The following is a 12,067-nucleotide window of genomic DNA, read 5'->3' as shown; positions in this document are numbered from 1 at the left end:
GTCAGGTGGCGGAGGATTCCGGAGTCGGCGGAGAGGTCGGGTTGAACAGGTGGGTGACGATCACGATTCAGGTATGAATGTGCCTGAAAGTCGCGCACCGTGGGAACGCCCTTTGGCCGACAGCAACTACCGCGAAGCCCAGACCACGGGCAGACGACGGCGAGTGCAACCGCCCAAGAAGCCGGAACCTCCAGAACAGCCCGCCGCGAATCGCGACAGTGGTCCCGTCAGACGCGACAGTGGCCCTGCGAGAAGCGACAGTGGCCGACAGGGGCGCCGCGCTCCCCAGGGCCCCACCGAGTCCCTGTCCGTCGCAGATCTCGTCAAGAAGGTGGACGACGAGGACCGCACCGAAGTCATTCCTGCAGTCGACGAGCAGCAGCCTGCGCCGCACTCCGAACCACCGAGCGATTCATCCGCGCCCGAAGCCCCGGCAGACTCCCCCGCCGAGTCGGACAGGGCAGCCGAGTTGGATTGGGCGGCCGACAACTCCGAGACCGTGGCCATTCCGCAGGTGGTCGGAAGCCCGGGACTCACTCGTCTGGCCATCAACCGAAAGCGTCGCCGCCACCGTCTTCGCATCGCCGGCCGAAGCACCGTTGCGTTCGTCGCAGTGCTGGCCCTGCTGGGAACCGGTGTCGTGTGGGGATATCTGCGCACCACCGAGGGAAAGTTCGAGCAGATCGCGGCGCTCGACACCGAGTCGTCCGACATCGTCGATGCGGGTGGCCAGCTCGGCGACGAGACCTATCTCATCGTGGGCACCGACACCCGTGCCGGTGCGAGTGGCGACCTGGGCGCCGGCACCGTCGAGGATGCGGAGGGTTCACGTGCCGACACCGTCATGCTCGTCAACATTCCCGCCGACCGCAGCCGTGTCGTAGCGGTGTCCTTTCCCCGCGATCTCGATGTGGAGCGGCCGGTCTGCCAGGCCTGGGACAACGCGGCCGGCGCGTACACCGACGAGACGTATCCGGCGGCGGACGGCGACAAGCTGAACGCGACCTATGCACTCGGTGGGCCGAAATGCCTGGTGAAGACAATTCAGAAGGTGTCGGGCCTGAAGATCGGCCACTTCGTCGGCATGGACTTCGCCGGATTCGAAGCGATGGTCGACGAGATCGGCGGCGTGAACGTCTGCAACACCCAGCCACTCGAGGACTATGTTCTCGGACCGATCCTCCCGAACACCGGCCCCCAGCGCTTGGACGGCCGCACTGCCCTCAACTACGTCCGTGCCCGACACGTCGAGTCGGAGGGCAATGGCGACTACGGTCGCATCAATCGCCAGCAGCGCTTTCTCTCCGCTCTGCTCAGAGGCGCGTTGTCCAACAAGGTGCTCCTCAATCCGAGCAAGCTCAACGGCTTCATCAATGCGTTCACCCGCGACACGTTCGTGGAGAACATCGACACGAAGTCACTCCTCACGCTGGGCCGGTCCCTGCAGAACGTGGATGCCGGCGCTGTCACGTTCCTGACCGTGCCCACGGCGGGGACCACCGAATGGGGCAACGAGATTCCCCGCTCGGAGGACATCAAGGCGCTCTTCCAGGCCGTCATCGACGACGAACCATTGCCCGGTGAAGAACGTTCCGCACCCGTGACACCGACCGGTGACGACAAACCCGCAGAAAAGAAGCCTCCGGAGCCGAAGACCGTCGCAGCCGTCGACCCCTCGACCGTGTCCGTTCAGGTGTCGAATGCTTCGGGGGTGTCGGGAGTAGCCGCCAACACGGCCGACAGTCTGGGCCTGAACGGCTACCAGATCGTCAGCGTCGGCAACTACACGGAGACGAGCGCGTCCTCCGTCGTCCGCTTCTCGCCGGGTTCGGAGGCCGAAGCTGCGACCGTGGCCTCGTCGATCCCCGGTGCGATCCTCGAATCGGCCCAGGGACTCGGCGGAACCGTCGAGGTCGTGCTCGGCGCGGACTTCAGCGGCACCGTGTCGTACCCGGCAGATCCCGGGACCGAACTGGACGCGACCCCGGACCGGGTGGGCAAGGCCGAGGTCGCCGAGATCCCGGAGGACCTCGCCGTGGTGAATGCCGGTGACGCTTCCTGCGACTGAGCAGGAAGAACGGCCGGTCGCGCGGCAGGCGCATTCACCGTGCGTTCACCCAATGATCGTGACTTGGTCGTCCGACCAAAGTAGGCTGTGACCTCATGCGCGTGGCTTACAACGACAAGATGACCGAGTTGGCAGACATCCTCGGTGAGATGGCAGGACTGGCGGGTGTCGCCATGGAGCGAGCCACCCAATCGCTGCTCCAAGCCGACCTACCCCTCGCCGAGCAGGTGATCGGCGAGCACGACAAGATCACCGAACTGAGCGCGGTGTGCGAAGAGAAGGCCTTCGCACTTCTCGCGCTCCAGGCACCGGTCGCAGGCGATCTGCGTTCCGTGGTCAGCGGTATCCAGATGGTCGCCGACATCGACCGCATGGGCGCGCTCGCGCTCCACGTGGCGAAGATCGCCCGTCGGCGACATCCCAATCACGTGCTGCCCGAAGAGGTGAACGGCTACTTCGCCGAGATGGGACGTATCGCCGTCTCCATCGGCGGCGCAGCCAGGGAGGTCCTCGAGACTCGCGATCCCGAGCGGGCGGCCCGCCTGCGCGAGGACGACGAGGCGATGGACGACCTCCACCGTCACCTCTTCAGTGTCCTGATGGACAAGGAGTGGAAGCACGGAGTTGCTGCCGCTGTCGACATCACGCTTCTCGGCCGGTTCTACGAGCGCTTCGCCGACCATGCCGTGGAGGTGGGCCGCCGGGTCATCTTCCTCGTCACCGGTGAACTTCCCAACGAGGACGGCACGGTGACTGCCCAGCGCGCCGACAATCTCACGGTCTACCCCGAGTAGATCTGCACGCGTCCACACCGACCGAAAAGTGTGGCCCCGCCCGAGAAACCGGGCGGGGCCACACTTTTGTTTCGGGCCTATCCGAAGCGGCCCGAGATGTAGTCCTCTGTCGCCTTCTGACCCGGGTTGGAGAAGATCTTCTCGGTGTCGTCGATCTCCACGAGTCGACCGGGCTTGCCGGTGGCCTCGAGGTTGAAGAATGCCGTCTGGTCGCTCACGCGTGCAGCCTGCTGCATATTGTGCGTGACGATGACGATCGTGAATTCCTTCTTCAGCTCGGTGATCAGATCTTCGATCGCGAGAGTCGAGATCGGGTCGAGAGCCGAGCAGGGCTCGTCCATCAGGAGCACGTCCGGGGAGACCGCGATGGCACGCGCGATGCACAGACGCTGCTGCTGGCCACCGGAGAGCCCGCCGCCGGGCTTGTCGAGACGGTCCTTGACCTCGTTCCACAGGTTGGCGCCGCGCAGAGACCGCTCGGCGACCTCGTCGAGCGCCTTCTTGCTCCGCTCACCCTGGAGCTTGAGGCCGGCGACGACGTTGTCCTTGATCGACATGGTCGGGAACGGGTTGGGCCGCTGGAACACCATGCCGATGGTCTTGCGCACACCCACCGGGTCGACGCCCGAATCGTAGATGTCCTCGCCGTCCAACATGATCGAACCCTCGACCCGGGCACCCGGCGTGACCTCGTGCATGCGGTTGAGCGAGCGCAGGACGGTCGACTTTCCGCAGCCCGATGGGCCGATGAAAGCGGTGACGTTCCGCGGGGGAACGGACAGCCCGACATCGGCGACGGCGTGGAACTTGCCGTAGTAGATGTTGACGTCCTTGAGATCCAGACGTTTGGCCATTACCGGCTCCCTACTGGTTGTGTACGGAATGAATCGTGTGTGCGGATCACTTGCTACGCACCTGCGAGAAGTGTCCGATGACCTTGGCTGCGATGTTGAGGATCGCGATGAGAAGGATCAAGGTGAGCGCGGCTCCCCAGATCCGATTGGTGCCGGCATCGGTGGGGTTGTTCATCTCGGCGACCATGACGCCCGGGAGGGTGCCCATCTCGCCGCCGAACAGGTTGAAGTTGATGAACGGTGCGTAGCCGACCAGGATCAGCAGCGGAGCGGTCTCACCCATCACTCGGGCGAGCGCAAGCATGATGCCGGTGATGATGCCGGGTGCTGCGGTCGGCAGCACGATCCGTGCGATCGTGAGCCACTTGGGCACGCCGAGCGCGTAGGACGCTTCCCGAAGATCCTGCGGAACGATCCGGAGCATCTCTTCGGTGCTGCGCACCACGACCGGCACCATCAGAAGCACGAGTGCAAGCGCTACGGCGAATCCCGACTTCGGCATGCCGAAAGTGGCGACCCACAGCGCGTAGATGAACAGTGCGGCCACGATCGAGGGCACACCGCTGAGAATGTCGACCATGAAGGTGGTCGTCTTCGCGAGCCGCGACTTCCGGTCGGCGTACTCCACCAGGTAGATGGCGACGAAGATGCCGAGCGGAATCGAGACGACCGCGCATACGATTCCCTGGATCAGGGTGCCGATGAGCGCGTGATAGATACCGCCGCCTTCTGTCGAGGCCGACAGTCCGCTGAGCGAATGCGTGAACCAGGTGGAACTGGTCAGCGCGGGGAAGCCCTTCACGATGGCAGTGACCAGCACCCACACCAGCGGAATCAGGGCGATGAGCACCGCGACCGACACCAGAATCGTGGCGGCCAGATCGGTCATACGCCGGCGCGTACCGACACCCTTGAATGTGGGTGCCTTGACCGGCTTGTCCAAGGTCGCGGTCATGTCAGTCCTTCTTTCCGGCGATCACGGCCCGCGCCGCGGCGTTGACCACGAACGTCAGCACGAAGAGCACGAGGCCCGCAGCGATGTAGGCGCCGGCCTGGATGTCGTTGTTGAACTCGGCGTATCCCAGCGCGATCTTCGATGCGATGGTGGCGCCGCCGTCGAAGAGCGACCACCCGAAGGCCTGACTGGTGGTGCGCAGAATGAGGTACAGGGCCATCGTCTCGCCCAGAGCGCGACCCAGACCCAGCATCGAACCGCTGATGTAGCCGGACTTACCGAACGGAATGATCGTGGTCCGCACGACCTCCCAGCGGGTGGCGCCGAGAGCGAGGGCAGCCTCGATCTGTGCAGTCGGGGTCTGAACGAAGACCTCGCGGGTGACCGCGGTGATCACGGGCAGGATCATGACGCCGAGGACGATGCCCGCTGTGAAGATCGTGCCGCCGCCGAGAATCGATCCGCTGCCGCTCGCGAAGAGGGGGAACCATCCGAGATTCTCGTTGAGCCACACTGCGAACGGCCTGATCGCGGGGGCGAACACCAGCAGACCCCACAAGCCGTAGACGATCGACGGCACCGCAGCGAGCAGGTCGATCACGTAGGCGAGAGGCCGCTTGAGCCACGAAGGCGAGTACTCGGTGAGGAAGATCGCGATACCCAATGAGACCGGCATCGCAAGGACGAGCGCGAACAGCGACACCAGCACGGTGACCTGCAAGAGGTCCAGGACACCGAACGCCATCGCGTTGATGTCCTGGGTTATCCATTCACGACTCGTGAGGAAGCTGACCTCGTTCCGGCTCAGAGCCGGAATGGCGCGCCAGACGAGGAAGAATCCGATCGCCGCGATCAGGATCGAGATGAACACGGCGGAGCCGGTGGACAGCGACCGGAAGATCCGGTCGCCAGGCCTGGTGACCGTCTTTCCCGATTTCGGTCCGTCGACGTCGGGGGCTAGTTTCTTGGATCCCAAAGTGGCCTCCGAAGTACTGCTCGGACCGCCCACCCCGGCCCTGCTGTTGTCGTCAGCAGAGCCGGAGGCGCGAGGTGATGACTGGGTCGGCGCGTCACTCATGTGAGTTCGCAATCTCCTCGTCTGAATATAAAGTCACGGGCGGTCCGAGCAAAGGAAAATCAATCAGGCGATCGCGTTGATCGACTCGGTGAGCTTCTGCTTGAAGGACTCGGGCAGCGGCACGTAGCCCTGCTCTGCCAGGTTGGTCTGACCCTCGTTCGCTGCACTGGTCAGGAACGACTTCACAGCCGCCGAGGTGTCGGCGTCGTAGCCGTTAGAGCAGACGACCTCGTAGGTGGCGAGCACCAGCGGGTAGGAGCCGGCGTCCTTGGTTCCGAAGATCGAGGCGAGATCGAGTGTCAGGTCGCCGACGCCCTCACCGGTGAAGGCTGCGCCCTCGATGGCCTTCGCCGCGGTCTCGTCGGTCAGTGCGACCGGTCCCGCTCCCGTGTCGATCTGCGCCATCGAAAGCTCGTTCTGCTTCGCGTAGGAGGACTCGACGTAGGTGATCGCGCCGGGTGCGGTGCCCACGGCCTGTGCGACACCGGCGGAACCCTTGGCTCCCTCACCGGTGCCACCGGTGAAGTCCGAGCCTGCACCGGAAGTCCATGCACCGTTCGAGGAAGCCTCGAGGTACTGCTGGAAGTTGTCGGTGGTTCCCGAAGAATCCGAACGCACGATCGTGGTGATGTCCTGGTCCGGAAGCTCGACGCCCTCGTTCAGGGCTGCGATGGCCGGGTCGTTCCACTTCTTGATGCCGCCGTTGAAGATCTTCGCCGTGACCTCACCGTTCAGAACCAGGTCGTCGACACCCTCGAGGTTGTAGGCGAGCGCAACCGGGCCGAAGACGAGGGGCAGGTTCCAGGCTTCGCCGCCGACGCAACGAGCCTTCGCCTGCTCGGCCTGCTCTTCCTTGATGGCGGAGTCGGAGCCTGCGAAGTCGATCTGGTTGGCGATGAACTGGGTGCGTCCGTCGCCCGAGCCGCTGGGGTTGTAGGCGACGTTGACCGTCTTGCCCTTCTCCTGGCAGACCGCGATGTAGGTGGAGACGAACTCGTCCATGGCGTTCTTCTGGGCAGACGAGCCGGCCGCGGAGAGGTTCTCCTTGCCCTCACACGTTGCGTTGGAGGACGACGTGTCGACCCCGCTGGACGCGGTGTTGTTGTCGCTTCCACATGCCGCCAACGTCATGGCACCGAGAGCCACTGCGCCGAACAAGGCTCCACTGCGCTTGAGATTCACCTGGTTTCCTCCGGAAATCGCTACCGCCACGCCCTCGATCGGGAGGCGACATGAGGCGCGGATCATTGAACCCTGCACCAGGCAGCGCGGCGCTGCCCACGGAGAAACCTAGGGGCGACGCATGTCCGGCTACCCCATGTTCGGTGAACGGAAAGTGAACAGCCTGGGCGAAATGTCAGATTTCGGGGTACGTGTAGGCGAGGTCCACGTGGAATCGCTCGAATTCGAGCCGTTCGTAGGTACGCAGGGCGGCCACGTTGTCACCCTCGACATACAGCAGCACCGCCCTGAGCTGCAGATCTCGTAGGTGGTGGAGGCCGGCGAGCGTCAACACTCGCCCGAGTCCACGCCCCTGCGCCTCGGGTGAGATTCCCACCACATACACCTCGCCGATCGCGTCCGAACCGGCTTCTGCTGCGTGCACCTTCGTCCAGTGGAATCCGAGCAGCGTCGCCGGGTCGTCGTCGGCGAACGCGAGGAACAGACCGGCCGGATCGAACCACGCCTCGCCTCGACTCTCCTCGAAGTCGGCGGCGGACATCGCGCCCTGCTCGGGGTGCCAGGAGAACGCCGCCGCGTTGACCCGAAGGATCTCCGCGTCGTCACCGGGACCGCCGTAGGTGCGGATCGAAATCCCCTCGGGGACAGATACTTCGGGGAGCTCCGGACTCGCGAGCGGGCGGCGGAGTTGCAGCAGTTCACGGGCACCGACGAGACCCAACCTGCGGGCCACCGATTGCGCGGCGGGCAGATCACCGTGAGCCCACACCTGGGTGCCTGCGCCGCCGTGGGCGAGCGCGTCCGCCACCAGGTCGGTGCCCATGCCCCGACCGCGACTCTCGGGCGCCACCACCACCTCTGCCATGTCCGGGTGATCACCGTGACCAGGGCGCTTCTGCGCGTAACCGACGACGTCGCCCGCGTCGTCGAGCTCGACTCGGTGCGCGATCTCCGAGACGACGGTGAGTCCTCTGATCGCGTCTTCCGAGACCGGGGCGGTGCCGTCCACCTCGGTGGCCCGGGCCACCACCTCACGTACCCGAGCGATCCGGCCCTCGTCGATCCTGTCCGTCCACACCACGTCGAACCGCCCTAACTCTCGATCTCGTCCTGACTCTCACCGGGCGGGGCGGCCGCACCGGACTTGCTCCGAGGGGGCCGCACCGCCTTGTATCCGACGTTACGGACCGTGCCGATCATCGACTCGTGCTCACTACCGAGCTTCGCCCGCAAACGACGGACGTGGACATCGACGGTTCGGGTGCCTCCGAAGAAGTCGTATCCCCACACCTCTTGGAGCAGTTGCGCTCTGGTGAAGACCCGGCCGGCATGCTGCGCCAGGTACTTGAGCAGCTCGAATTCCTTGTACGTGAGGTCGAGTGGCCGACCACGTAGCCGCGCCGTGTAGGTGCCCTCGTCGATCACGAGTTCACCGAGGGTGATCTTTCCAGAGGCCTCGGCACTCACGGCGCCACCGCTGCGCGCCACCAGGAGCCGCAGCCGAGCGTCGACTTCGGCAGGACCGGTGCCCGGCAGAAGAATGTCGTCGAGACCCCAGTCCGCGTTGACGGCGACAAGGCCGCCTTCTGTGAGCACCGCCACAACCGGAACCGCAGAACCGGTACTTCCCAACAGTCGGCAGAGGCCACGCGCAGCAGCAAGATCGGTGCGAGCGTCCACCAGAGCGACGTCCGCAGAACTGGCTTCGAGAAGGGATGCAACCTCGGTCGGTGCAGGTCGGACCGTGTGCGGCAACAGCGAGAGCGCAGGCAGAACCGCTTCCGTGTTCGGATCGGACGTCAGAAGCAGCAGCTCCACACTGCCTCCCATCTGGGTCGCCAACACTCATTGGTCTGCCACAGAATAGCGCGCCACCTCGTGTCACCTGCGCATCACAGTCCACACGGTCGATCGCCGACGCCGCGTGGACTTCCGTCACAATGGTCCCGTGCGCAAACTCATCATCGGAATCGTCCTCGTCCTCGGGCTGGCCGTGGTCGTCGACTTCGGCTCTGCCGCGTACGCGGAATACCGCCTCTCGCGAGAGATGCGCGAGGGTGGCCAACTCGATGCGGACCCGGCGGTGACCATCCACGGATTCCCGTTCCTGACGCAGGCCTGGGCCGGCAAGTACGACAACATCGAGTTCCGCGCGCAAGGGGTGGAGAGCGACCTCGTCGGTGAGGTGACCATCGAGGCCGATCTGCAGGGCGCACACGCACCCGCCTCCGACGTCATCGACGGCGCGGTCCAGACCGTTCCCGTCGACCACCTCGAGGGCCGCATGATGATCGACGCCACCGTCCTCGGTCAGTTCCTGGGTATCCCCGACCTGCAGGTGTCCGCCCCACCGGCGGACAAGTCGGACGGCACGGGCGGCTCGGGCGGCTCCGGCACTCCGACCTCCGGCGGGGTCGTCCTCACGGGCACCGTTCCGATCGGTCCCGTCGAGACGGCCGTGAGCGTGCAGGCCGACCTGGTGCTCGACGGCTCCCGCGTGCAGATCGTCGCGAGCGACTTCTACTTCGGGCCCGAAGGCAACGCCGACTTCACGATTCCCCCGGACCTCGCGCCGACGGTCCTCGGGCTCTTCACCCGCACCATCGACACCACCGAGATTCCGTTCGGCATCCTGCCGACTCAGGTGTACGCCGAGGGCTCGCAGATCGTCGTCGAAGGTGTCGGTGAGGACGTCGTCGTGGACCTACGAGAACTACGGAAGTCATGACCGCCATCGCGGCGCTGCTCGTCGCGATCGGCGCGGCCGTTGCCGTCGGACTCGCACTTCGTGCTCGCGAGGGCAAGGTGCGGGCGACCGAAGACACCGCATCCTCGACCGGCGCACGGATCGAACTACTGGAAGCGGCGGGTATCGGCGCCGGCAAACCCGTCCTTCTGCACTTCTCGGCGGACTGGTGCGGGCCCTGCGCGGCTGTGCGGCGGGTGGCCGGTCAGGTCACTGCACGGATGTCCGATTCACCGATCCCACCGATCGAAGTGGAACTCGACATCGACGAGTACCCCGCTCTCGCCAGAGAACTCGGCGTGATGTCGTTGCCCACCACGTTCGTTCTCGACCGCACTCGCGCCGAGCGATTCCGAGTGTCGGGCGTACCCAAGGCCGCCGATCTCGAAGATGCGCTCGCGCCCCTGACATGGGGGCCGGATTCCAAATCCTGAAGAACCAGGTAAACTCGACGCCGTGCACACCAGCCACGAGCTTCTGCTCACCCGTCGCCGCGCAGTAGACCTGTGCCGCCTCGGGGCATGTTGCTGTATCTGCTGCTGATCCAGAGCCGCCAGTCCGGCGCTGCGCTCATGTGATCGACCACCGTTCGACGACGTCGTTCGTCGAAGGTCCAGACAGTCAGTTATCGCACCTTCAGGAGCACGTGAAATGTCCACACCACAACCCTCGAATCAGGTCGACGTTCGCGGCCCACGATTCGCGGCCTGGGTGACCACCGCTGTTCTCGTGATCACCCTTGCCATCTCCACATTCTCCCTGGTCGTCGCCGGAATTCTGGTAGCGGCGCAGGCAGTGGTGTTCGCACTCGGTGCCGTTCGGGGGCCGCGGCGCAGCCCGTACGGCAGCCTGTTCGCCACGTTCGTCGCACCGCGAATCGGACCCACGACCGAGAAGGAACCGACCGCACCTCTCGCGTTCGCCCAGCTCGTCGGCTTCGTTTTCGCAGCGATCGGCGCGATCGGTTTCCTTTCGGGAGCCGGGCTCGTCGGCGCAATCGCAACGGGGTTCGCCCTGTTCGCAGCACTACTCAACGCAGCATTCGGTATCTGCCTCGGCTGCCGCGTCTACCCGCTCGTCGCGACGTTCAGGAGGATCCCCGAACAAGCGGCCGGGTAATCACCGATCCACCGTCAATCCCCGCTCGTACAACATCTCCGCTCGCACACAGCAAGCAACATCGAAAGGAACACCATGGCTCGCTCCGACGTCCTAGTCTCCGCCGACTGGGCTGAGCAGAACCTCAACACCCCCAAGACGGTTTTCGTCGAGGTGGACGAGGACACCAGCGCATACGACGGTGGTCACATCGAGGGTGCAATCCGCCTCGACTGGCGCAAGGACCTGCAGGACGGAGTCCGTCGTGACTTCCTGAACCAGCAGCAGTTCTCCGACCTCCTCTCCGCCAAGGGCGTTGCCAACGACGACACCGTCGTCCTCTACGGCGGCAACAACAACTGGTTCGCCGCCTACGCCTACTGGTACTTCAAGCTCTACGGCCACAAGGACATCAAGCTGATCGACGGTGGCCGCAAGAAGTGGGAGCTCGACGGACGTCCGCTGTCCAAGGACACCGTGACCCGCGAGACCACCCAGTACAAGGCCGAGGCCCCCGACGTCTCCATCCGCGCATTCCGCGACGAGGTCATCGACGCCATCGGCAACAAGAACCTCGTGGACGTCCGTTCGCCCGACGAGTTCTCCGGCAAGATCCTCGCACCGGCCCACCTCCCGCAGGAGCAGGCACAGCAGCGCGGCCACGTCCCCAGCGCCATCAACATCCCGTGGAGCACGACGGCCAACGAGGACGGCACCTTCAAGGCGGACGACGACCTCGAGAAGCTGTACGCAGAAAAGGGCTTCGACGACTCGAAGGAGACCATCGCGTACTGCCGCATCGGTGAGCGTTCGAGCCACACCTGGTTCGTCCTGCAGGAGATCCTCGGCAAGTCCAACGTCAAGAACTACGACGGCAGCTGGGTCGAGTACGGCTCACTCGTCGGCGCCCCGATCGAACTGGAGGTCAACTGACCATGTGTGGAGCACCTGTTCAGACCCAGACCCTGCCCGCAGGAGTCGACGTCGAGAAGGAAACGGTCATCACCGGCCGCGTCCTCGCCGCTGACGGCCAGCCCATCGGTGGAGCGTTCGTTCGTCTCCTCGACGGTTCGGACGAGTTCACGGCCGAGGTCGTTGCGTCCGGCACCGGCGACTTCCGCTTCTTCGCTGCTCCCGGCAACTGGAAGATTCGCGCACTGTCGAGCTCCGGCAACGGCACCGCCACGGTGAACCCGACCGGCGCGGGCGTGCACAACGTCGACGTCACCGTCGGCCAGGAGTAACTCACTCCCGAACACGAACCCGCCCCCTGTGCATGCACAGGGGGCGGG

Annotated in this window: 13 protein-coding genes; 7 read left to right on the top strand and 6 right to left on the bottom strand. The window is 65.0% G+C overall.

The features are described from left to right. Window positions 1-73: 73 nt before the first annotated feature. Window positions 74-2,068, top strand: a complete 1,995-nt coding sequence (locus tag ACZI8R_RS12345) for an LCP family protein (RefSeq protein WP_463379909.1) — start codon at window positions 74-76, stop codon at window positions 2,066-2,068. Between the two features lie 95 nt (window positions 2,069-2,163). After that, a complete protein-coding gene (gene phoU, locus ACZI8R_RS12340; protein WP_463379908.1) occupies window positions 2,164-2,862 on the top strand; it encodes a phosphate signaling complex protein PhoU in 699 nt (232 codons plus the stop codon). A 77-nt stretch (window positions 2,863-2,939) separates the two neighbouring features. On the opposite strand, the gene pstB is transcribed toward phoU, so the two are convergent. The 6 genes from pstB to ACZI8R_RS12310 form a co-directional block, all read right to left on the bottom strand. After that, a complete protein-coding gene (gene pstB, locus ACZI8R_RS12335) occupies window positions 2,940-3,716 on the bottom strand; it encodes a phosphate ABC transporter ATP-binding protein PstB (protein ID WP_463379907.1) in 777 nt (258 codons plus the stop codon). Window positions 3,717-3,762: 46 nt separating this feature from the next. Continuing rightward, window positions 3,763-4,671 carry a phosphate ABC transporter permease PstA gene (pstA, locus tag ACZI8R_RS12330; protein ID WP_463379906.1) on the bottom strand — a complete coding sequence of 303 codons (909 nt, stop codon included), beginning with the start codon at window positions 4,669-4,671 and terminating at the stop codon, window positions 3,763-3,765. Window position 4,672: 1 nt separating this feature from the next. Continuing rightward, a complete protein-coding gene (pstC, locus tag ACZI8R_RS12325) occupies window positions 4,673-5,749 on the bottom strand; it encodes a phosphate ABC transporter permease subunit PstC (RefSeq protein WP_463379905.1) in 1,077 nt (358 codons plus the stop codon). 63 nt (window positions 5,750-5,812) lie between these two features. Then, window positions 5,813-6,931: a phosphate ABC transporter substrate-binding protein PstS gene (pstS, locus tag ACZI8R_RS12320; protein WP_463379904.1), complete on the bottom strand. Its 1,119-nt coding sequence runs from the start codon at window positions 6,929-6,931 to the stop codon at window positions 5,813-5,815. Between the two features lie 175 nt (window positions 6,932-7,106). Further along, window positions 7,107-8,012 carry a mycothiol synthase gene (gene mshD / locus ACZI8R_RS12315; protein ID WP_463379903.1) on the bottom strand — a complete coding sequence of 302 codons (906 nt, stop codon included), beginning with the start codon at window positions 8,010-8,012 and terminating at the stop codon, window positions 7,107-7,109. 11 nt (window positions 8,013-8,023) lie between these two features. Further along, entirely contained in the window at window positions 8,024-8,749 is a 726-nt protein-coding gene (locus ACZI8R_RS12310; protein WP_463379902.1) for a winged helix-turn-helix transcriptional regulator, read from the bottom strand. Window positions 8,750-8,879: 130 nt separating this feature from the next. Here ACZI8R_RS12310 and ACZI8R_RS12305 point away from each other — a divergent pair, with 130 nt between their 5' ends. From ACZI8R_RS12305 to ACZI8R_RS12285, 5 genes are all read left to right on the top strand, one after another. Next, a complete protein-coding gene (locus ACZI8R_RS12305) occupies window positions 8,880-9,659 on the top strand; it encodes an LmeA family phospholipid-binding protein (RefSeq protein ID WP_463379901.1) in 780 nt (259 codons plus the stop codon). After that, on the top strand, window positions 9,656-10,111 hold the full coding sequence (locus tag ACZI8R_RS12300; RefSeq protein WP_463379900.1) for a thioredoxin family protein: 456 nt from the start codon (window positions 9,656-9,658) through the stop codon (window positions 10,109-10,111). Before ACZI8R_RS12305 ends, ACZI8R_RS12300 begins: the two co-directional genes overlap by 4 nt. Before the next feature lie 217 nt (window positions 10,112-10,328). Beyond that, window positions 10,329-10,796 (top strand): DUF4395 domain-containing protein, encoded by a 468-nt coding sequence (locus tag ACZI8R_RS12295; RefSeq protein ID WP_463379899.1) that lies wholly within the window; start codon window positions 10,329-10,331, stop codon window positions 10,794-10,796. A 75-nt stretch (window positions 10,797-10,871) separates the two neighbouring features. Further along, window positions 10,872-11,708 carry a sulfurtransferase gene (locus ACZI8R_RS12290; protein ID WP_463379898.1) on the top strand — a complete coding sequence of 279 codons (837 nt, stop codon included), beginning with the start codon at window positions 10,872-10,874 and terminating at the stop codon, window positions 11,706-11,708. A 2-nt stretch (window positions 11,709-11,710) separates the two neighbouring features. Next, window positions 11,711-12,019, top strand: coding sequence for a DUF1416 domain-containing protein (locus tag ACZI8R_RS12285; RefSeq protein ID WP_463379897.1), 309 nt, complete (start codon window positions 11,711-11,713; stop codon window positions 12,017-12,019). Window positions 12,020-12,067 lie beyond the last annotated feature (48 nt).

The organism is Rhodococcus huquni, assembly GCF_055231055.1.
This window is presented reverse-complemented; position numbering and strand designations above follow the sequence as displayed.

Bases quoted from the DNA above. Each gene is read 5' to 3' on its own strand.
- ACZI8R_RS12285 (WP_463379897.1), top strand. From the start codon at position 11,711: ATGTGTGGAGCACCTGTTCAGACCCAGACCCTGCCCGCAGGAGTCGAC.
- ACZI8R_RS12290 (WP_463379898.1), top strand. From the start codon at position 10,872: ATGGCTCGCTCCGACGTCCTAGTCTCCGCCGACTGGGCTGAGCAGAAC.
- ACZI8R_RS12345 (WP_463379909.1), top strand. From the start codon at position 74: ATGAATGTGCCTGAAAGTCGCGCACCGTGGGAACGCCCTTTGGCCGAC.
- pstB (WP_463379907.1), bottom strand. From the start codon at position 3,716: ATGGCCAAACGTCTGGATCTCAAGGACGTCAACATCTACTACGGCAAG.
- phoU (WP_463379908.1), top strand. From the start codon at position 2,164: ATGCGCGTGGCTTACAACGACAAGATGACCGAGTTGGCAGACATCCTC.
- pstA (WP_463379906.1), bottom strand. From the start codon at position 4,671: ATGACCGCGACCTTGGACAAGCCGGTCAAGGCACCCACATTCAAGGGT.
- ACZI8R_RS12295 (WP_463379899.1), top strand. From the start codon at position 10,329: ATGTCCACACCACAACCCTCGAATCAGGTCGACGTTCGCGGCCCACGA.
- ACZI8R_RS12300 (WP_463379900.1), top strand. From the start codon at position 9,656: ATGACCGCCATCGCGGCGCTGCTCGTCGCGATCGGCGCGGCCGTTGCC.
- pstC (WP_463379905.1), bottom strand. From the start codon at position 5,749: ATGAGTGACGCGCCGACCCAGTCATCACCTCGCGCCTCCGGCTCTGCT.